Annotated in this window: 15 protein-coding genes; 10 read left to right on the top strand and 5 right to left on the bottom strand. The window is 42.9% G+C overall.

Going from position 1 to position 21127, the window contains the following annotated elements; translation table 11 throughout:
• The first annotated feature begins 191 nt into the window (after positions 1 to 191).
• Together purL and truA are read left to right on the top strand one after the other, a co-directional pair.
• A complete protein-coding gene (purL, locus tag SKC38_RS07270) occupies positions 192 to 2423 on the top strand; it encodes a phosphoribosylformylglycinamidine synthase subunit PurL (protein WP_377976451.1) in 2232 nt (743 codons plus the stop codon).
• 6 nt (positions 2424 to 2429) lie between these two features.
• Complete coding sequence (truA, locus tag SKC38_RS07265; RefSeq protein ID WP_377976449.1) at positions 2430 to 3185, top strand: tRNA pseudouridine(38-40) synthase TruA; 756 nt, start codon at positions 2430 to 2432, stop codon at positions 3183 to 3185.
• Here truA and radA read toward each other — a convergent pair.
• Positions 3160 to 4539 (bottom strand): DNA repair protein RadA, encoded by a 1380-nt coding sequence (radA, locus tag SKC38_RS07260; protein ID WP_377976447.1) that lies wholly within the window; start codon positions 4537 to 4539, stop codon positions 3160 to 3162. The two genes, truA and radA, sit on opposite strands and share 26 nt — an antisense overlap.
• Before the next feature lie 107 nt (positions 4540 to 4646).
• On the opposite strand from radA, the gene SKC38_RS07255 reads away from it, so the two are divergent.
• Genes SKC38_RS07255 through SKC38_RS07245 form a run of 3 tightly spaced genes read left to right on the top strand, consistent with a single transcriptional unit; the run spans position 4647 to position 9394 of the window.
• Complete coding sequence (locus SKC38_RS07255) at positions 4647 to 5327, top strand: porin family protein (RefSeq protein WP_377976445.1); 681 nt, start codon at positions 4647 to 4649, stop codon at positions 5325 to 5327.
• Between the two features lie 6 nt (positions 5328 to 5333).
• On the top strand, positions 5334 to 6359 hold the full coding sequence (gene pheS / locus SKC38_RS07250) for a phenylalanine--tRNA ligase subunit alpha (RefSeq protein WP_377976443.1): 1026 nt from the start codon (positions 5334 to 5336) through the stop codon (positions 6357 to 6359).
• A gap of 59 nt (positions 6360 to 6418) precedes the next feature.
• Positions 6419 to 9394: a glycosyltransferase family 117 protein gene (locus SKC38_RS07245; RefSeq protein ID WP_377976441.1), complete on the top strand. Its 2976-nt coding sequence runs from the start codon at positions 6419 to 6421 to the stop codon at positions 9392 to 9394.
• Positions 9395 to 9681: 287 nt separating this feature from the next.
• Here SKC38_RS07245 and dnaJ read toward each other — a convergent pair whose 3' ends face one another.
• Both dnaJ and SKC38_RS07235 read right to left on the bottom strand, forming a co-directional pair.
• Entirely contained in the window at positions 9682 to 10842 is a 1161-nt protein-coding gene (dnaJ, locus tag SKC38_RS07240) for a molecular chaperone DnaJ (RefSeq protein ID WP_377976439.1), read from the bottom strand.
• A 7-nt stretch (positions 10843 to 10849) separates the two neighbouring features.
• Entirely contained in the window at positions 10850 to 11371 is a 522-nt protein-coding gene (locus SKC38_RS07235) for a nucleotide exchange factor GrpE (protein WP_377976438.1), read from the bottom strand.
• A gap of 101 nt (positions 11372 to 11472) precedes the next feature.
• Here SKC38_RS07235 and queG point away from each other — a divergent pair, with 101 nt between their 5' ends.
• Complete coding sequence (gene queG / locus SKC38_RS07230; protein ID WP_377976436.1) at positions 11473 to 12411, top strand: tRNA epoxyqueuosine(34) reductase QueG; 939 nt, start codon at positions 11473 to 11475, stop codon at positions 12409 to 12411.
• A 30-nt stretch (positions 12412 to 12441) separates the two neighbouring features.
• Here queG and SKC38_RS07225 read toward each other — a convergent pair whose 3' ends face one another.
• Positions 12442 to 13470 carry a GntR family transcriptional regulator gene (locus tag SKC38_RS07225; protein WP_377976434.1) on the bottom strand — a complete coding sequence of 343 codons (1029 nt, stop codon included), beginning with the start codon at positions 13468 to 13470 and terminating at the stop codon, positions 12442 to 12444.
• Between the two features lie 213 nt (positions 13471 to 13683).
• On the opposite strand from SKC38_RS07225, the gene SKC38_RS07220 reads away from it, so the two are divergent.
• The 3 genes from SKC38_RS07220 to SKC38_RS07210 are packed head-to-tail and all read left to right on the top strand — an operon-like array spanning position 13684 to position 19247.
• Entirely contained in the window at positions 13684 to 17754 is a 4071-nt protein-coding gene (locus tag SKC38_RS07220; protein WP_377976432.1) for a hybrid sensor histidine kinase/response regulator transcription factor, read from the top strand.
• The gene (locus SKC38_RS07215; protein ID WP_377976430.1) at positions 17741 to 18709 is read left to right on the top strand and encodes a zinc dependent phospholipase C family protein; all 969 of its coding nucleotides are present in this window, start codon (positions 17741 to 17743) and stop codon (positions 18707 to 18709) included. Before SKC38_RS07220 ends, SKC38_RS07215 begins: the two co-directional genes overlap by 14 nt.
• Position 18710: 1 nt before the next feature.
• Complete coding sequence (locus tag SKC38_RS07210; protein ID WP_377976429.1) at positions 18711 to 19247, top strand: metallophosphoesterase family protein; 537 nt, start codon at positions 18711 to 18713, stop codon at positions 19245 to 19247.
• Positions 19248 to 19285: 38 nt separating this feature from the next.
• Here SKC38_RS07210 and mnmA read toward each other — a convergent pair whose 3' ends face one another.
• Positions 19286 to 20434 carry a tRNA 2-thiouridine(34) synthase MnmA gene (gene mnmA, locus SKC38_RS07205; RefSeq protein ID WP_377976427.1) on the bottom strand — a complete coding sequence of 383 codons (1149 nt, stop codon included), beginning with the start codon at positions 20432 to 20434 and terminating at the stop codon, positions 19286 to 19288.
• A gap of 102 nt (positions 20435 to 20536) precedes the next feature.
• Here mnmA and SKC38_RS07200 point away from each other — a divergent pair, with 102 nt between their 5' ends.
• The gene (locus SKC38_RS07200; protein WP_377976425.1) at positions 20537 to 21127 is read left to right on the top strand and encodes an N-(5'-phosphoribosyl)anthranilate isomerase; all 591 of its coding nucleotides are present in this window, start codon (positions 20537 to 20539) and stop codon (positions 21125 to 21127) included.

Below are 21127 nucleotides of genomic sequence, written 5' to 3'. Positions count from 1 at the left end.
GCTTCAGCCTAGGGTTTTGGGGTTATTTTATAGCCCTAGGCTTCAGCCTAGGGTTTGGGGGTTATAAATGTTCATTGCGTCCCTACATTTTTGATTTTTACCGATTATTTTTTTCGGCTCTCTTCGCGAAATTTATTACCTTTGTCGCTTCTTGCGTCGATGCAACAACATTTCTTAATTAACATATAAGCGTGGAATCTAACGAAAGCCTACCAACCGTAGAAACAGCCAAAAAATTGGGATTATTGCCTGAAGAATATGATCGTATTCAGGAGATTTTAGGTCGTAAACCGAATTTTACGGAGTTGTCTATTTTCTCTGTCATGTGGTCTGAACACTGCAGTTACAAAAACTCGATTGTTTGGTTGAAGACTTTACCAAAAGATTCACCACGTATGTTGGCTAAAGCCGGCGAAGAAAACGCAGGTTTAGTGGACTTAGGTGATGGTTTAGGTTGCGCTTTCAAAATTGAATCTCACAATCACCCTTCGGCATTAGAACCCTATCAAGGTGCGGCAACAGGAGTAGGTGGTATCAACCGTGATATTTTCACGATGGGCGCACGGCCGATCGCACAGTTGAATTCTTTGCGTTTTGGTAACATCGATTTGGCCAAAACGAAATGGTTGGTTAAAGGAGTTGTGAAGGGTATTGGGGATTATGGGAATGCTTTTGGTATCCCAACAGTGGGTGGCGAGGTGCAATTTGATGATTGCTACAACGTAAATCCTTTGGTCAATGCCTTTTCTGCAGGTATTTTAAAAGTAGGAACGCAAGCTTCCGCTATCTCTTATGGTGTAGGTAACCCGGTGTTTATCGTGGGGTCTGCGACTGGAAAAGACGGAATTGGTGGTGCAAGTTTTGCATCAGAAGATATTACAGCTAAATCATCGGAGAAATTACCAGCGGTTCAAGTTGGGGATCCTTTCCAAGAGAAATTATTATTAGAAGCTTCATTGGAAATCATCGAAGCGGGTTGTGTGATTGGTATTCAAGACATGGGTGCGGCAGGTATTATCTGTTCCACTTCTGAAATGTCTGCCAAAGGAGAGCACGGAATGATCATCGATCTTTCGAAAGTTCCTACACGCCAGGCGAACATGAAGCCATTTGAGATATTATTATCGGAGTCGCAAGAACGTATGTTGATCGTCGTAGAAAAAGGACGTGAAGCGGAGGCGAAGAAGATTTTCGATAAGTGGGATTTGAATTGTGAGCAAATTGGTACAGTAACAGATACCAAACGTTTGGAATTCTATCAAGATGGCGTTTTAGTAGCCGATGTTCCTGCGGATGATTTGGTATTGGGCGGAGGCGCACCGGTATATCACCGCGAATACAAGGAGCCTGCTTACTTCCAAGAGTTCAAGAAATTTGATATTAATTCAGTACAAGATATTCCAGCGGCAGAATTGCCAAAGGCTTTCGATTTCTTAATGAATCACCCGAACATCGCTTCGAAGAAGTGGGTGGCGGAGCAATATGATTCATCAATCGGTCGGGCGAATCGCAACACGAATGCGCCTTCGGATGCAGGTGTTGTAAAAGTACATGGTTCAGACAAGTCGATCGTGATTACGGTAGATTGTAATTCTCGCTATGTAAACGCAGATCCGGAAGAGGGTTGTGCAATGGCAGTTGCGGAGGCGGCGCGTAACATTGTTTGTTCGGGTGGTACGCCGGTGGCAATTACCAACTGCCTTAATTTTGGTAATCCATACGTTCCAGAAGTATACTGGCAATTCGTAGGAGCGATCAAAGGAATGAAAAAGGCTTGTGAGGCGTTTGAAACGCCGGTAACAGGTGGTAACGTGAGTTTCTACAATCAATCATCAGATGAAGGTCCGGTATTCCCAACGCCTACAATCGGTATGTTGGGTATCTTGGAGAAACCAGAAAACAAGATGACCTTGGATTTCAAGGCTGAAGGAGATTTAGTGTATTTGGTAGGAGAGTCTGTCAATGACATCGCTTCTTCTGAGTTCTTATATTCTTACCGCAAAGTGAAGGCTTCGCCAGCTCCGCATTTTGATTTGCCTACAGAGCAATTGGTTCAAAAAGGTATTTTGGGCTTAATCGAAGGTAAATTAATTCAATCAGCGCATGATGTGTCTGACGGTGGTGTCTTGGTTACGTTAGCTGAATCTGCTTTCCCACGTGGTTTAGGTTTCGAGGTGAAATCTGATTCAGGCATTCGTCAAGATGCGATGTGGTTTGGTGAGGCACAATCACGTGTGATTGTATCTGTTGCTCCAGCGAAGCAAGCTGCTTTCGAAGCACATTTAGCTGGTTTAGGTGTTAAGTCGACCCAATTAGGTACGGTTAAGGGTACAGATATGGTAGTTGATGGTCAGGTTGTAAGTTCTTTGGCGAAAGCTTCTGGTTCTTATTTCACGGCTTTAGAAACTGCCTTAACAAAATAATTCAAGATGAGCCGCTATGCACTGCAATTCGCTTATGATGGCGGCTCATTTCATGGATATCAGATCCAACCGAATGCACACAGCGTGCAGGCGGAATTAGAGGAAAAATTAAGTCTTTTATTGGGGGAAACAGTTGCGATCACAGGAAGCGGTCGGACCGATACAGGTGTACATGCTTCGCATCAAATCGCCCATTTTGATACATCGGTCTCTATCGATGATAATCTTATCTACCGCTTAAATCGCATGCTTTCGCCCGCTTTAACGGCACAAGCCATCTATGCGGTGGCAGATGATTTTCACGCCCGTTTTGATGCAACTTCGCGTACGTATGAATACCGAATCACGCGGCATAAGGATCCATTTTTGCGTGATTTTGCGTATTGGTATGAGGCGGATTTGGATCTGAAGGCCATGAATGAAGCGGCTCAATTACTCTTGTCTCACACGGATTTCCAGTGTTTTTCCAAAGTAAAAACGGAAGTAAATACCTTTGAATGCACCATTATGCGTGCTTTTTGGGAAGAGCAAGGGGATCATTTAATCTTTACAATTGAGGGTAATCGTTTCCTACGCGGGATGGTGCGTGCGGTCGTTGGGACGCTGATGGAAATCGGGATGGGGAAATGGACGGCGGCCGATTTACAGCGCATATTAGCCTCTAAAAGCCGACAAGAAGCTGGTCGGGCGGTGCCTGCCCATGGTTTGCATCTCGTGAAAGTGACTTATCCGGAGGCTAGTTTTGGTGCCAGATGTTCATAATGACATCCATTAAGCTAGCTGCCGATTTAATCTGAATGCTTTTGGGTTTGTAGTTCAAGCCTTTTAAGTTGTATTTCGAAATCCAAATTTCTTTGAAACCCAATTTCTCTGCCTCAGCGATGCGTTGATCGATGCGCGTTACGGAACGTAATTCGCCACCTAGGCCCACTTCCGCCGCGAAGCATTTGGAGGAATCAATGATTTTGTCTTCATAAGAGGAAACGACAGAAAGACAGGTTGCCAAATCCAAAGCGGGATCATCTACTCGAATTCCACCGGTAATATTCAAGAATACATCTTGTGAACTCAGTTTATATCCGCCACGCTTTTCAATCACAGCGAGTAGCATATTTAAGCGTTTCCCGTCGTATCCATTGGCGGTCCGTTGGGCCGTTCCGTAGGATGTGGTCGAAACTAATGATTGAATTTCAACCAATAGAGGGCGGTTACCTTCCATCAATGTCCCGATCGCGACGCCCGAAGCCGGTTCGTCTCGCTGGGATAATAGGATTTCAGATGGATTCGTTACGGCGCGTAAGCCGGAGCCCAGCATTTCGTAAATGCCTAATTCTGACGTGCTTCCAAAACGATTCTTTGTCGTGCGTAGGATACGGTAGATCATGTGTCGGTCACCTTCAAACTGCAATACGGTATCCACCAAGTGTTCGAGGACTTTCGGTCCGGCGATAGATCCTTCTTTGGTGATATGGCCAACTAGAAAAATAGGGGTGTTCGATTCTTTGGCAAAACGCATTAATTCCAAGGCACATTCGCGAATCTGTGATACTGACCCTGGGCCGGATTCGATTTGATCAGAGAAAAGTGTCTGAATGGAATCGACAATGATTAGCTCGGGTTCAAGATCCACCAAATGCTTGAAAATCGCCTGGGTATTCGTTTCCGTCAAGATATATAAGCTATCTGATTTTTTTTCCAGCCGGTCGGCGCGCAGTTTAATCTGTTGTTCAGATTCCTCACCTGTCACATAAAGGACTTTTGTTTCCGTTAAAGACAAAGCCACTTGCAACAACAAGGTTGATTTCCCGATGCCCGGTTCTCCGCCGATTAACACGAGGCTTCCCGGAACGATGCCGCCACCTAGGACCCGACTGAATTCCGTATCATTGCAGGCGATTTTTGGTAGGCTTTCGAAGTCTACGTCTTGTAATAATTTCGGTTGGGGTTTGCTTCTTGCCTGTGACGGGCTTTTCCAAACTTCCGCTGGGTGGGAGCTTACCTCGACTAATTCTTCAACAAAGGTATTCCACTCATTGCAAGATGGACACTTGCCTAACCATTTAGGCGCTTGATGCCCACAAGATTGACAGAAAAAGGAAGTTTTAGCTTTAGCCACAGGTACATTTTATTAAGCTTCAAAAATACGCTTTTCGTTTGTTTTTTCTTTTTTTTCGGTTGAAAAAGGATAATTTTACTGTTTCATTGTAAAATCCCTCAGAATCTATGCGCAAGCTTTTTCGTTTTATTCTCCTCGTTGGATGTTTGAGTAGTATCACCTCAGGTGTTTCGGCTCAATTTTTAATGCCCGCACGTAAGATCACAGGAAACTTTTTCCGACTAGGAATTAAGGGTGGTGTAACCATGGCGTCTTTAAAAACGGATAACTTGACCTATAATGGAATGAGTGATTTTGTTGTTGAAAATCTGAATGGGAAATCTGGATACACCGGCGGTGTTTACATGCGTTTGGGAAGAAAGTTATTCGTTGAGCCAGAACTTTTGGTTTCCTATAAAAATGGGTCTTTTGATATTTTAAAGACTATTTCTACTCAACGAGTACAGTTTGATGTGCATTACACAAGTTTGGACGTTCCGATTATGTTGGGCTACCGATTAGGACCTTTGCATGTGATGGCTGGTCCAGTTGCGTCTTACAGCATGAATTCAAATAATACGATTGCTGAGGCCTTAGGTACTAATTTGGGGAGTTTGCAAGCTGCGACAACCAAGGCTTATATTTCATATACGGCGGGAGCTGGAATCGATTTATTAGGTTTAACGCTCGATGTGCGTTATGAAGGAAATGTGACCGATTTGTCTAAGACGGTCCCTTTGCCTCAAGGAGTGAATTTTTCTCAAAAGGCGTCCTTATGGCATGCCACGTTAGGGATCAAAATATTATAATTTTTTATGAACGAACAGATACAAGCGATTCAAGCGGAAGTTGAATCATTTTTGATTAGCAATGAGGCTGAATTAGAGCAATTTCGAATTGCTTATGTGGGAAGAAAAGGCCGTTTGGCGGCATTGTTTGATGGGTTGAAAGATGTTCCTGCGGAGAATCGTCGGGAAGTGGGTCAAGCCTTAAATGCCTTGAAGCAATTGGCGGAAGGAAAGTTTGTTTTGGCACAAGAGGCCTTTGCTGATAGCGATTCATCTGTAAAAGTTCCGGATGATTTGACTTTAATAGATCCTGTCCAACATGGTTCAATGCACCCCTTAACGATTGTTCGTGCACGTATTTTGGAGATTTTTAACCGGATGGGTTTCTCTGTTTCTGACGGTCCTGAAATCGAAACCGATTTTTACAATTTTACAGCCTTGAATTTTCCACCAAATCACCCAGCACGTGAAATGCAGGATACTTTTTTCATCGAAAAAGGGAAGGGTGAAATTCAAGATGATGTCCTATTGCGTACGCATACGTCCAACGTCCAAGTGCGTTTGATGCAATACCAAAAGCCTCCTATTCGTTCGATTATGCCAGGCCGTGTTTTTCGTAATGAAGCTATTTCAGCGCGTGCACACTGCTTGTTTCACCAAGTAGAAGGTCTTTATGTGGATGAAGAGGTAAGTTTCAAGGACTTAAAAGATAGTTTATATCATTTCGCGAAAGAGATGTTTGGAAAGGATACCAAAGTTCGTTTCCGGCCATCTTATTTCCCTTTCACAGAGCCAAGCGCTGAGATGGACATTACGTGTTTGCTTTGCAAAGGCGATGGCTGTAATGTGTGTAAACAAGCGGGTTGGGTGGAAATTGGTGGTGCCGGAATGGTGGATCCCAATGTCCTTGAAAACGTAGGCATTGATTCGAAGAAATATTCAGGATTTGCCTTTGGTATGGGAATTGAGCGGATTACAATGCTTAAATACCAAATCAAAGACCTTCGTTTATTTACGGAAAATGACGTTCGTTTCTTACGCCAATTTAATTAACAAGAATTAACCTGACGGATTGATTCCAATCCCTTTTATTTGAGTTTTAATTTCAAACTATGCAGCATTTTCAACGCAATAATAACCTCGTCGGTTGGATTGTTTTTCTCATTTCACTTGTCACGTATACTTTAACGGTTGAACCTACCGCATCTTTTTGGGATTGTGGGGAATTCATCGCTTGTGCCTACAAATTACAAGTTCCACACCCTCCAGGGGCTCCGCTTTTCTTGTTGATTGGTCGGATGTTTTCATTCCTTGCCTTAGGTGATGTGACGCGTGTGGCCTTCTGGATTAACATGATGTCGGTTGTTTCGAGTGCTTTCACAATCTTGTTCATGCATTGGACGATTGTGATGATTGGTCGGAAAGTCTTGAACAAACCTTTTGCTGAATTATCAAAATCAGAAAGTGGCATCTTATTGCTTTCGGGTGCCGTAGGATCCTTGGTTTACGCTTTTTCAGATACATTCTGGTTCTCAGCTGTGGAAGCAGAGGTGTATGCGATGTCATCATTCTTTACTGCGATAGTCGTTTGGGCTGCGTTTAAATGGGAATTGGTGGAAGATGAGGCAAAGGCGAATCGTTGGATTCTATTCATCGCGTATTTGGTAGGTTTATCGATCGGTGTCCATTTATTGAACTTGGTTACTTTGCCTGCCTTGGCCTTATTGTGGTATTTTAAGAAGGAGGACAAGCCTACTTACAAAGGTGGTTTCATTGCGGTCATGGCTGGTTTATTCATATTAGGAATTATCAATTCGGGTATTATTCCAGGCTTGCCATCGGTGGCATTCTGGTTTGAATTGCAGTTCGTGAACAACTTAGGAATGGGTTATGGTTCTGGGGCAATTTTCTTCTTGATTTGCCTTTTAGCGGCTGTGGTTTTTGGTATACGTTATTCGTATACGCACAGCAAATTGTTGTTGAACATGGCCCTGTTTTCGTTTGTGTTTTTGTTGATTGGGTATTCGACTTATACGGTTGCCTTGGTACGTTCGGGGTATAATCCACCGATCAATGAGAATGATCCGAGTAACATTTTGAACTTCTTGAAATACTTAAAGCGTGAGCAATATGGTTCTCGTTCTTTGTTGTACGGTCCTGTTTATACGGCTCAAATCGAGGATTTTAAGAAAGGGGAGGATGTTTACAAGATGAAGGATGGTAAATATGTGGTTTATACGAATAAGCCGGAATATGTTTATCAGAAGGACCAACAAATGTTATTGCCACGTGTTTGGAGTAATTCAGGATCGCATGTGCAGATGTATCAAGATATGTTGGGCATTCCTGCAGGTCAAAAACCGAGCTTTGGAGATAACCTCCGTTTCATGTTTACGCATCAGTTGGGCAACATGTACACGCGTTACCTATTATGGAACTTTATCGGTCGGGAAAATGACTTAGAAGGTGCCTATGCGATTTCAAATCCTTTTGAGGATACGTCCAAATTGCCCGATGTATTAAAGAACAACAAGGCGCGTAACAATTACTATTATTTGCCAATCATCTTGGTGCTTTTAGGCTTCTATTTGTTGTATCGAAAGGATGAGAAGGACTTTTTGGTGACCATTATGATGTTTGTATTGTCGGGAGTTGCCTTAGCGGTATATTTAAACTCTCCACCGGCAGAGCCTCGTGAGCGTGATTATATTTATGTGGGATCTTTCTATTTCTTAGCGATTTGGGCGGGATTGGGTGTCATGCAATTAGCGGAATGGTTAACGAAATTGATCAAATCGCCGCAGGTTCGTTGGGGTTTATTAGGCGTTTTAAGTTTCTCGGCGCCGGCTATTTTGGCCCAACAAAACTGGGATGATCACGATCGTAGCGGTCGGTACCACCAAATCGATTTTGCGAAGAATCTATTGAATTCTTGTGCACCGAATGCCATTTTGTTTACGGGTGGTGATAATGATACCTTCCCATTGTGGTATGTGCAAGAGGTAGAGGGATTCCGTACAGATGTCCGTGTTTGTAATTTGTCTTTATTAGGGACGGATTGGTACATCGACCAAATGAAGCGCAAGACTTACGAGTCGGAGGCTTTACCGATTGCCTTGAAGAAGGATCAGTTCTTGGAAGGTGTGAATGATCAAATCATGTACAACGAGAGTCCGAACATTGCAGCGATGTCATTGCCTGATTTCTTGGATTTGTTGCATCGTGATAGTCCGTCGATTCAGGCGCAAACGCAAGGTGGTGAAATGATTAATACGTTCCCATCTGATTCTTTAATCATACCGGTGAATGTAGCCCAGGTGGCGAATTCAGCTTGGTTCCCGAAAGAATTTGTAGGCTTTTTGTCAAATCAATTGGCATGGAAATTACCTGCGAAAAACATTTTCAAGGGGGAATTAATCCAATTGGAAATTATCTCGAACAACGCGCAGCAGGGCTGGAAGCGTCCGATTTACTTCGCTTCGACATTGCCAGGTGATCAGTATTTAGGCTTAAAGGAAAGCATGCAGTTGGAAGGTTATGCGTACCGATTAATGCCATTTAAGATTTCGGGTGCCAAAGATGGTTTTGTGAATTCAAAAATCATGGCTGATAACATGTTGAACAAGATGTATTGGCGCGGTTTGAATGATGAAAAAATCTATTACCATGGAGACTTTTACATGGGTATTCCAAGCGTGACATTACGTTTGAGCACGTATCGTTTGGCGGATCAATTGATTCGTGAGGGAAATATTCCATTGGCTAAGAAAGTGCTTAATCACTTGGATCAGGTGATGCCAGATAAAGTTATTCCATACGATCAATTCTCTGCGAGCATGGTGAGTTTGTTGATTGAAGTAGGGGATACATCAAAAGCTTTAGCTGTAGCCAAAACGATGATGGATCGTAATGATAAAGCTTTAGATTATTATTTATCGGGTGGTATTCGTTCGCATGACCGCGATATTCAGATTGCTTTGTATGAGATGAATATTATCGCGGCTTCTTTATCAGAATCAAAGATTCCAGCCAATCAGTATCAGTCGATTGTAGCTAAGTTTGAGAAATGGCAGAACAGGTTGAAGTAAGAGGTGAGAGGTAAGAGTGAAGATGTATTTTATTTAGCCCTGGGAGAAATTCCGGGGCTTTTTTTTTGGCAAACCTTGTAGGATTGCCAAAGTTTGAGGCGAGATATCACCGATTCCCTAGGCTAAAGCCTAGGGTTAAAATCAAAGGGAATAAAAAAGGGGCTCAGAAATTCTGAACCCCCAATTCTTACTTCTTAACTCTTCACTCTTAACTCTTAACTCTTAACTCTTAACTCTTAACTCTTAACTCTTAACTCTTAACTCTTAACTCTTCACTCTTCACTCATCTACGAAAACATATCCCTCACCTTATGAAAGAACCCTTTCTCCGATTTCCCTGGCTGCGGTGCAAAGTTTTCCGAATCACGCAATTTTTCTAATAATTCACGTTCTTCCTTGTTGACTTGTTTAGGCGTCCAGATGTTGACATGAACTAATTGATCACCGATCGAATAGCCATTCAATTCTTTGATACCTTTACCTTTTAAACGTAAGATTTTTCCTCCCTGTGTGCCGGCTTCGAGCGTGATTTTCGCTTTTCCACCGATGGTTGGGACTTCCACCGAAGTTCCCAATGCCGCGTCCACAAAACTCACGTATAAATCGTAAATGACATTGTTTCCATCGCGATGTAATACTTCATGTGCTTCTTCCTCAATGACGATTAACAGGTCGCCCGCTACGCCACCGCGTGGGGGAACGTTTCCTTTGCCCGACATCGACAATTGCATATCGTTCGAAACACCTGCTGGGATTTTGATTGGGATGATTTCCTCTTCTAATACACGTCCCTCTCCGAAACACGCGTCACATTTAGCTCCTACACTCTTACCCTCACCCGAACAAGTAGGGCAGGTAGAGGAAGTGACCATTTGGCCCAACATGGTTTGTTGGACACGTTTTACCTGACCTGATCCCTGGCAAGTGCTACAAGTCTTTAAATCCGTTCCGTTTTTCGAACCATTGCCCGAACAAACTTTACACGCCACATGGCGCTTTACCTTGATTTTCTTTTCTACGCCGTTGGCGATTTCTTCCAAGTTTAATTTCAACTTGATGCGCAAATCGGTTCCTTTCCGCTGACGACGTCCGCCTCGACCTCCTCCACCAAAGAAACTTCCAAATGGACTATCATCCCCGCCGCCGAAAATATCTCCGAACTGAGAGAAAATATCGTCCATGTTCATGCCTTGGCCACCGAATCCACCACCAGCTGCTCCGCCCATGCCCGCATGACCGAAACGATCATACTGCGCCTTCTTTTGGCTATTGCTTAATACCTCGTAGGCTTCCGCCGCTTCTTTGAACTTCTCCTCAGATTCTTTGTCGTCCGGGTTCTTATCCGGATGGTATTTAACGGCCAACTTCCGGTAAGCCTTTTTGATTTCGTCTTCGCTTGCCGACTTTGCTACGCCTAAAACCTCGTAATAATCTCTTTTTTGAGCCATTGTTTGATTAATTTCCTACCACCACTTTTGCAAAGCGAATGACTTTTTCGTTTAATGTATATCCTTTTTCCAATACGTCTAATACCTTGCCTTTATCCTCCTCAGAAGGTGCTGGGTATTGCGTGATGCAATCATGAAAATCGGCATTGAAAACCTCTCCCAAAGCTGGCAATTCTTTCAATCCCTTGCTTTGAAGCGTGTTTAAAATCCCTTTAAATATCAACTGAATTCCTTCTGAAATCTCTCCCTCAGGCGCATTCGCTAAGGCACGCTCGTAATTATCGATGCTAGGCAACAAATCCGTGATTAAACCGGACGCGGCCGTTTGCAATAATTCGATACGTTCTTTGGCTTTATTTTTTCTGAAATTCTCGAAATCTGCATATAAAAGCAGGTATTTCTTTTTCATTTCTTCCAACTCGTCCGGCGCCGCCTGCTCTTCAGATGTTGAATCCGCTGTCTGCGCTTCCGCTGTTGGATCTATCTTCGTTTCGTCTACTTCCGGCTGTTCGTTTTCTTTCTTTTTCATAAGGCAAAATTAATACGGATTTTGGCTAAGCAAATCATAGACCAAAAACTATTTTCTGACAGTTTGGCATTAATTCCCACACCTTCGTAATTTTATGGCACATGAATCAGACAGCTTCGACCCATTCTCAAGTCATTAAGCGATTAGCCCAACAACACGGCTTTGCTTTTTGTGGCATATCAAAGGCTGATTTTTTAGAGGCTGAAGCCCCGAATTTGGAGAACTGGTTAAACCAGCACATGCATGGGGAAATGGGCTATATGGCGAACCATTTCGATAAACGTTTAGATCCTCGTTTGTTGGTTGATGGCGCCCAAACGGTTGTTTCTTTGGTCTATAATTATTTTCCACCTACTCATTTTCAACCTTTGTCGGATTCGTTTAAGGTTTCCAAATACGCTTTTGGTGAAGATTATCACCGCGTAATTAAGGACAAAATGCAGGTGCTTTGGGATGATTTGCAAAATGAATTGGGCGAAATAAATGGGCGGATGTTCGTCGACTCAGCGCCGGTGCTGGAAAAGGCTTGGGCAAAAATGTCAGGCATTGGTTGGGTAGGGAAAAATGCCAACCTGATTATTCCTAAACAGGGGAGTTTCTACTTCATTGCCGAGTTAATCATCGATTTACCTGCTGAACCGGATGGTCCTATTCGGGATTTTTGTGGAACCTGCACGCGCTGCATCGATGCCTGTCCCACGGAAGCGATCACGCCCTATGTGGTCGATGGATCGAAATGCATCTCGTATTTCACGATTGAATTAAAAGAAAACCTACCTATCGAATTAAATAAAGGCTTTGAGGACTGGATTTTTGGTTGTGATATCTGTCAGGATGTTTGTCCATGGAACCGACATGCCAAATCCCATGCAGAGTCGCGTTTTGAGCCTTTGCCTGAAATGCTTGGATTGACCCAACGTGACTGGGAGGATATGTCGGAGGAATTGTTCAAAAACCTATTTCGCTATTCAGCGATCAGTCGGACGAAATTAGGCGGCATTCGCCGCAACATCTCCCACGCAAAAAAAATGAGGCCATGAATATCATGACCCCTTTTTGCAAATTAAACCCTAAAGTGATTTTCTTGGGATGAATTGTAGCGCGAGTTCATGGCTACCCTTATCGTTTTCGTTAATGAGTTGAGCGGCCATTTCGCCCATCCGAATCGGCTGATTCGATAAGACGGAAATGCCTCCCACCAATATTTCTTTGAAATGCGAATCATTGAATGCAATGAGTCCCACTTGCTTTCCTATATCTAACTTGTTTGCTTCTGCGTATTTGATGGCCCGAACCAAATCCCGATCGTCTAGCGTGAAATAAATCACACCTGCACGAACATCTTCCGTTTCGAGGCCATCTAATACTTGGAAATCCAATCCATGGGTTTCGCAGAATTCACTACATCCATTAATCAGCGCCGGGTCGAAATAATCCTCCTCCGAAACAACCAAATTAAATGAATGGTACTTATTAAACAGGTTTAGTTGGTTTTCTAATAAAGCGATTAATTGCTCTTTCGGTTGCGTCACGATACTCGCGTGTGCATGCGAAATGCTATTAAAGTTTTGGTCCAATAAAATCAATCGGTCACCCGAAATCTTCTTTAGACATTTGATATTCTCCTCCTCTTCCTCAATCAAATGCGGCATAATCACATAGTAGTGGTAATTGCCCAATTGCTGAGACATGATCTCCTGAAATTGACTCGTTTTGTATTGATAGGTGTATATGTCGACCATCACGTTTTTCCCCAAGGATTCACAGAAAGAATCAAACACGACTTTGTTGGTATTTGTAATCTTACCTACCAAAAACAAAACTTTGGTTTTCGTTTTGACTTTCGCGTCTGAAATGAAATAACCCTTCCGGAAAATGGAGGTGATAACACCCATTTTGTGCAATTCCGTATAAGCGCGTTCTACGGTATCACGCGATAAATAACATTCTTCCGATGCCTCATTGATCGAAGGCAATCTTTCCCCTGGTTTCAATTCACCCATCTCGATGTCGCGCAACAACGAATTGATGAGTTGTTGGTATTTTGGCAACTTATTGTCGGCATTCTTCGCCGAAAATGAAATAAATGTCTTAACCATTTGCTTACAAGAATTAAACGGATTGCTTCGATGTTCAAAGCTTGACACAAATCTACAGGCTGGTTCATGGAAGAATTGGGACAAATCTTACAAATACATGGATATATCTTGCAAAAGGGGCCAAATGAAATGCTTGTGCAAGGATTTTATTCGGGTTAGCCCACATAAATCCGCAAGGACTCTATGAATATTTTTCTATTTTAGCTATTCGAAATGAAATATCAGCTTATCCGTTTCTTGTTATTGCTTAGTCTGAGCCTTCCAGGTTTCAGTCAGGTAACGCAGCGTTTTGAACGTTTGAGTACGGTTTCCGGGCTATCACAGAGTACGATATATAAAATCATTCAGGACCGACGGGGATTTTTGTGGTTCGCCACAGCGGATGGTTTGAATCGATATGATGGGCATTCCTTTGTTATATATCGGCATGATCCGGGGGATGCGAACGCCTTAAGTGGCAGTGATATTTCGACACTTTTGGAAGATCAAGAAGGAAATTTATGGGTTGCTGCGCGTAGTTCCGGATTGAATAAAATTAATCTAAAGACTGGGAAAATTACACGATTTTCGCATGGGCCGAAAGGCATCGATTTCTCTTCCTTGACGATTTCTTCTTTATTGGCCGTAGGGAAGAATCGGATATATGCCTCTGTCAATGGATTGGGTTTGTTGGTGTTTGATTCACAAAAAAATGTCTTTTTGCCCAAAGAATCTGAACTGAAAAATCCCTTACTCAAAGAAATTGTTAGATTGTACAAGCATTCGAATGGCTCGATTTGGATGGGGACTAGAACGGGCCAATTAATATCTTTTGTAAGCAATCATAATTATATTCCGTTTGATTTTTCCGGAAAAAGCAATGCCACAAATTTTCGGGTTCGTGCATTGTTTGAAGCTCAAAATGGGGATTTGTTAATTGGGACCGAAGGCAAAGGTTTATTCCGATTTAATCCGCAAAACCAGCAATTTCAAAATGTTTTCTACCAGGCAAGCGAACCGCTTAGTCGGCAAAATATCATCACATCGCTAGTACGTGATGCGCTGGGTAATCTTTGGATTGGGACAGATAATGGGGTTTATACATTAACGGGGGAGGATTTTAAACATGCCAAACACATTCCTTCGAATCCGGATCCTGATTTAGGGATTAGTTCGTTTTCTGTCATGAGTATGTTCACAGATTCCAATCGGAATACGTGGATAGGTACCTGGGAAGCTGGTTTGAATATCAGTTTTTTTCAGAAGTCACGCTTTTCTGTGTTACGCTATAAGCCCAATACGTTTCAAGGTTTATTAAGCAATAAAGTCACTTCACTGAGTGCTGGTGAAGATCGGGGTGTGTGGGTCGGGAGTAATGTGGGCTTGTCTTATTTTGAACATAAGGCGGGTAAGGTGGAGCACATGATCAATCAGGCGGTGGTGAATAAGCTTAATGTCACATCCGGATTTGATGTGAATTTACTTCAAGCGATGCCGGATGGTTCTGTTTGGGTATGTGCCTGGGGTAAGGGCTTGTTTCATTTTACTCCGCCGAATGATTTGAAGTCCTATCCATATCGTTTGGATGAAACGGGCATGAAATGGACTAGTTTGTTGATGGATCAAAACCGACTGCTATTGGGTTCGCAGGCCAAAGGGATTTTCGCTTTTGATTTGATAAAAAAGAACTTTTACAATCCTTTTGGCGAATTCAGTTCTCAGGAACTGAAAAACAAAAATATTAATACGATACTAAAGAGTTCGAATAGTCAAATTTGGGTGGGGACAACCATGCATGGGGTGTTTATTTATGATTTAAACAGCCACAAATTGCAGCATTTGGTTCGGACAAATTCGTCAAATAGTTTAAAATACAATCATATTACGTGCATTAAAGAAGATCGCCAACAACGCATTTGGGTACTAACAAATGGGGGGGGATTGCATTTGTATCAAGGGGAAGGAAAAGGGTTTCGGGTATTCACGGTGGCGGATGGTTTAGGGAGCAATACGCTGCGAGGGATGGAGGAAGATAAAAAAGGCGATTTATGGTTTACCACGAATGGGGGAATTTCCAAAATGGATGCCAACACTTTTAAATTCGTTAATTATGATGATGCCGATGGACTTCAAGGAAAGGAATTTATCATTACTGCGCATGCGAAAAATAAACAAGGTTGGTTGTTTTTTGGTGGGGTTAATGGTTTGAACTATTTAAAATCGGATAGCTTACGGATGCGTTTAGACGTTCCAAATGTCTTCCTAACAGGCTTGAAAATATTTAATAAAACGGTTCAGGTGGGCGAGGAGAATTCACCTTTGACGGAGGATTTGCCAGATTTGAAGACCTTGGTTTTGCAACCCGATCAATCCGTATTTAGCTTGGATTTTGTGGCTTTGGAATACCAAAGACCTAAAAACAACCGATATGCCTATTATTTAGAAGGCTTTGATAAGGAATGGAATTTTGTGGGGACGCAACGGACGGCGACATATACCAACTTAAGTCCAGGTTCTTACACCTTCAAGGTGAAGGCTACGAATTCCGATGGCGTCTGGGGTGAAAATCCGGTGGAATTACGGATTGAAGTTTTGCCACCTTGGTATCGTACTTGGTGGGCTTATTTGTTGTATTTTATTGGATTTTCAGCTGTTGTGTATGGTTTCATGCGGGAAATTCAGATCCGTGAAGCCTTTAAAACTGATATACGTTTGAAGGAAATTGAGAAGGAACGTATTCGGGAATTGGAGCAAATTAAGACATCGTTTTTTACGAACATTTCGCATGAGTTGCGAACGCCATTGACGCTCATTATTAGCCCAATAGAGAAGTATTTCTTGAAAAATACAACGATGCCTAAGGAGCAGGTAGGTAGATTGCAATCCATTCATCAGAATGCGCAGAAATTATTACGCTTGATCAATCAATTGCTTGATTTGTCGAAGATTGAGGCTGGGAAACAGCATCCAGTCATTGCGAAACATGACATGATTTCGCAGTTGGTTCATATTTTACAGGGATTTGAGAGTTATGCACAGCAAAAACAGATTACGTTGAAATACAACTTTCCTGTGGAAGCGCTATGGGTATATTACGATTCCGATATCTTAGAAAAGTGTTTGAGTAATCTATTGTCCAACGCCTTTAAACATACGCCGGAAGATGGTAAAATCGGTGTTGAATTGGAATTGGAACAGGTTTTTGTTGGCACGGCATCGCATGTTCGTAAAGTGACTTTGCGGGTAATGGATACCGGTCGGGGTATTTCGGAAGCGCATTTGCCACATGTCTTTGATCGTTTTTATCAAATCCCGGATGCCGTTCAGGTGGTAGGTACAGGAGTCGGTTTATCCTTATGTAAGGAATTGATGTTGTTGCATCGTGGCGATATTCAGGTCAAAAGTAAATTGGGTGAAGGAAGTGCTTTTATCCTGCATTTTCCGGTAGAATTGGAAGCTTTTGATCAGTCTTGGGTGCAAGCGTCCGTCCAACAAAAAGCTCCTGTGCAAGAATTACCTAGCCTATCCGCAATTGAGCAAGAAAAGCCCATCTTATTGGTCGTGGATGACCATGCAGAAATGCGTGAATTCATTGGGGGGATTTTTGACTCCCGTTTCCAGGTTATTTATGCGGATCGGGGCGAGGATGGTTTGGAAAAGGCAAATACTTATTTGCCAGATTTAGTGATTACCGACTGGATGATGCCTGGTATGAGCGGGATTAATTTATGTCGGGCCCTACGTCAAAACGCAAAAACCAATCATATTCCGATCGTAATTTTGACATCGAAAAGCTCTCAAGAAAGCCAAATCGAAGGTATGCAATCTGGTGCGGATGACTTTGTTAGTAAGCCATTTAACGCTGATATCCTTGAAATACGGGTTAATACCTTGTTGGAAGCCAAAGATCGCCTTCGCAAAAATTGGCAGAAACAAATGATCCAACAGGAATTAAGCGAAGGTAAAATGCCTATTTTTGAGGATGCATTTTTGGTGAAAGCAACCCAACTCATCATTGATCATTTAAGTGATCCCGAATTTGATGTCGAAGACCTTGAAAAAGGCCTTGATATGAGTAAAATGCAGTTATATCGGAAGTTGAAAAATCTAACTTCCCTTGCCGGAAACGAGTTTATTCGTTCGATACGTTTGCAACAGGCTAAAGTTTTATTAGAAGCTGGTAGTTTGAATATTTCCGAAGTAGCTTACCAAGTTGGGTTTAATGATCCCGCCTATTTTACACGCGCATTTAAAAAACAATATGGCCGAACGCCAAAATCCTTTATCAACCATGAAAAAAATTAGTGTTCTCGTTCTGATTATTTGTGCCTCTTGGGGCTTTTTAGCGCATAAAACCTTGCAGCAGATTTCGATCTATCAATTACCCGATGAATTGGCTGGCTATTTTTATGCGAATCAGGAATACTTAGTCCAACAATCCATTCGCCCGGATGTAAGACGCAAGGATGATAAACAAGAAGATGCGAAGCATTATTTAGATATGGATGCACCGATTTTTGGTTCTGATTATAAGACATCAATCCCACATGATTTCAACAAAGCCATAGCTAAATATGGCTTGGATAGTTTGCGCAAAGAGGGATTAGTTCCCTGGGAAGTGGTTCGAGTATATGGTCGTTTAGTAGAGGCGTTTAAAACAGGAAAAAGGGATTCAGTATTGTTTTATGCGGCGGATTTAGGTCATTATGTGGCTGATGCACACGTACCTTTGCATACGACGCGTAATCATGATGGGCAGTTGACCGGCCAAAAAGGCATGCATGTACTTTGGGAAAGTTTGGTACCTGAAGCGCAATTACAGGGATATGCCTTGAATCAAGTAGCTGGCGTTCAGTACATTGCTAAGCCTCAGGATTTCATCTTTCAAATTTTATTGGAATCACATGCGATGTTACCAGCTATGTTTGTTGCAGAAAAAGAAGTGCGCGCGTCTTTGGGCGAGGAGGGATCTTTTGAGATGGTGGAAAAATACGGTCGGAAGCAGCGTTATTATACCAAAGCCTTTATTCAAGCCTATGGTGCGAAATTAGGCGCTTCAATTCCGGATCGTATGCTTTTAGCATCTTCGCGTGTTGCCTCGTTTTGGTACTCGGCATGGAAAGATGCGGGTTCGCCGGCCTGGGTGAAACAAGATGTACAGGTGGTGAATGCCTTGAATCAAGAGAAGGTGATTTGGAAGAAAAATGAATTGATTAGCGCGGGACGTTTGATTTCCTTGCAAAATAAACGCGCGGAATAACATGGTTAAGGTTTTGTTGCTTTCGGATACGCATAGCTATTTGGATCCTCGTTTAGATGAACATTTGAAGGAATGTGACCAAATATGGCATGGGGGCGATTGGGGTTCGGTTGAATTAGCCGATAAATTAGCGGCTTACGGAAAGCCCATTGCAGGGGTTTATGGGAACATCGATGACCGGACGATTCGCAACATGTATCCCAAAATCAAGCGTTTTCGGGTGGAGGATGTGACTGTTGCGATGACGCACATCGCAGGCGCCCCTTCAAATTACAAACCGGATGCATTGGAGGTATTTTCCATGGGATTACCCATGATTTTCGTCTGTGGGCATTCGCACATCTTACAAGTTAAACGTGATGCGAAGCGTAATAATATGCTTTTTTTGAATCCAGGGGCGGCGGGCCAACATGGCTTTCACCCGGAACAAACGGCACTCCGATTTAAGATTGATGGTTGCCGGATATTTGACATGGAAGTCATTCAAATGCCGCGGATAAAGGTAAAATTAACGCCTGAGGAAGCAAAACTGCTATGACCCCGGCAGCGTGATTCCACGCCGCTGCGTTCTTCAATTTACGCGTTATTCACTTCAAAAGACTGATAATTTTCAAACACCGAGCCTTTCTGATACGATTTCAGAATCCATCCACCCCCCACAACATCGTTTCCTTCATAGAAAACAGCTGCTTGGCCGGGCGCAATGCCACTTACGGCATCATGGAAGTCGACCTTAATTTTATCAGCAAACTGATGAATAATCGCATCTGTTCCGGCATCTTTATAGCGAACCTTCGTTAAGGTTTCCAATCCTTCTGAAGGAATCTCGGCGTATTTCTGCATATTTAACTGGCCTACCCACATACCCGTCCGATTCAAATCCTCGATTTGACCAATGACCACCTCATTCGTTTCCTTGCGGATTTCAATTACATAAGCTGGGAATCCAAATGCCTTACCCAAGCCTTTTCGTTGGCCTACTGTATAAAATGGATAGCCCTCATGCTTCCCAATAACCTTTCCGGCAACATCCACGAAATTTCCGCCGGCTACTTGTTCCTCCAATTCCGGCAAGCGACGCTTCAAGAACCCACGGTAATCATTGTCGGGGACGAAACAGATTTCATAGCTCTCCGACTTATTTACTAAATCCACAAAACCTCGTTCCGTTGCCATCTCACGAATACGCGCTTTGGTTAATCCACCCAAAGGCAAAATGGTCCGTGCTAAACTCGATTGCGAAACGCCCCAAAGGACATAACTCTGATCTTTTAAAGTGTCTACACCTTTGGAAATTACGTAACGGCCGTTTTCTTGACGAATCTGTGCATAGTGGCCCGTTGCGATGAATTCACAGCCTAATTGGTCGGCGCGACGAAGCAATGCGTCCCATTTGATATGCGTATTGCACATGACGCAGGGGTTGGGTGTCCGACCGTCCACGTATTCTTGCGTGAAATAGTCAATCACTGAATCACCGAATTCCTCACGAATGTCTAATATATAATGTGGGAAGCCCAACGATACCGCAATGTGGCGGGCATCATTGATGGAATCCAAGGAACAACAACCTGTTTCCTTTTTATCACCCCCTGAGCTAGCATAGTCCCAGGTTTTCATGGTCATCCCGATGACCTCATATCCTTGTTCGTGTAACAAAACAGCTGCGACCGAGCTGTCGATTCCGCCGCTCATAGCGACCAATACTCTTCCTTTTGATTCCATATTCTATTACAGGTTCAAGGCCTGCCGAAAATTTCCTGCAAGTTAGGATATATTTTCCTGAAAGCGTAGTTTTGTTCTCGCGTCTAAGCATGAAATAACCCTATGTTAAAAACACAAGTTAAAGTTTCGTCGATTACCAATTTGTCAGATGCGCGCTACTGCGCAGGCATGGGGGTCGATTTATTAGGTTTTCCTATTCAAGAAATTTCCCTCGAAAAATTTACTGAAATTCGAAATTGGTTAGCCGGTGTTGAGATTGTAGGCGAGTTTTCTACGCACGATGCTGAAGAGATTAAGGCCAAAGTAGCTGAATATCAACCTGATTATCTGGAAATCGATACCAAGGTGAATTTAGTCGCGATTCAAGATATTGCGATTCCTAAAATTTTACGCGTAAACATCGATACGGATAATTTGCCAGCCGTTTTTGCAGCATCGGCTCCGTATGTGACGCAATTCTTATTGGTTGGCGATAGTCCAAATTCCTTGGATGGCATGGAAGGTTCCGTGGAGATTTGGTCGGCACAATACCCGATTATTGTGGGGCTTGAAATCCCAGAGGCAGATTTAGATGAATGGATTGATCAAAGTTCCATCAAGGGAATTGGCCTGGTGGCAGGCGATGAAGATCGTCCGGGATTTCGGGATTTTACCGATTTAATGAATATCTTAGAGAAATTAGAAACAGAATAA

The sequence above is a fragment of the Aquirufa echingensis genome (assembly GCF_042714525.1).
In the GTDB taxonomy this organism is placed as follows: Bacteria; Bacteroidota; Bacteroidia; order Cytophagales; family Spirosomataceae; genus Aquirufa; species Aquirufa echingensis.
Note: the sequence above shows the minus strand (reverse complement) of the source record. Positions and strands in the feature narration are given on the sequence as shown.

Coding starts and splice junctions, on each gene's coding strand:
- truA (WP_377976449.1), top strand. CDS start 2,430: ATGAGCCGCTATGCACTGCAATTCGCTTATGATGGCGGCTCATTTCAT.
- SKC38_RS07255 (WP_377976445.1), top strand. CDS start 4,647: ATGCGCAAGCTTTTTCGTTTTATTCTCCTCGTTGGATGTTTGAGTAGT.
- pheS (WP_377976443.1), top strand. CDS start 5,334: ATGAACGAACAGATACAAGCGATTCAAGCGGAAGTTGAATCATTTTTG.
- SKC38_RS07245 (WP_377976441.1), top strand. CDS start 6,419: ATGCAGCATTTTCAACGCAATAATAACCTCGTCGGTTGGATTGTTTTT.
- dnaJ (WP_377976439.1), bottom strand. CDS start 10,842: ATGGCTCAAAAAAGAGATTATTACGAGGTTTTAGGCGTAGCAAAGTCG.
- SKC38_RS07235 (WP_377976438.1), bottom strand. CDS start 11,371: ATGAAAAAGAAAGAAAACGAACAGCCGGAAGTAGACGAAACGAAGATA.
- queG (WP_377976436.1), top strand. CDS start 11,473: ATGAATCAGACAGCTTCGACCCATTCTCAAGTCATTAAGCGATTAGCC.
- SKC38_RS07225 (WP_377976434.1), bottom strand. CDS start 13,470: ATGGTTAAGACATTTATTTCATTTTCGGCGAAGAATGCCGACAATAAG.
- SKC38_RS07220 (WP_377976432.1), top strand. CDS start 13,684: ATGAAATATCAGCTTATCCGTTTCTTGTTATTGCTTAGTCTGAGCCTT.
- SKC38_RS07215 (WP_377976430.1), top strand. CDS start 17,741: ATGAAAAAAATTAGTGTTCTCGTTCTGATTATTTGTGCCTCTTGGGGC.
- SKC38_RS07210 (WP_377976429.1), top strand. CDS start 18,711: ATGGTTAAGGTTTTGTTGCTTTCGGATACGCATAGCTATTTGGATCCT.
- mnmA (WP_377976427.1), bottom strand. CDS start 20,434: ATGGAATCAAAAGGAAGAGTATTGGTCGCTATGAGCGGCGGAATCGAC.
- SKC38_RS07200 (WP_377976425.1), top strand. CDS start 20,537: ATGTTAAAAACACAAGTTAAAGTTTCGTCGATTACCAATTTGTCAGAT.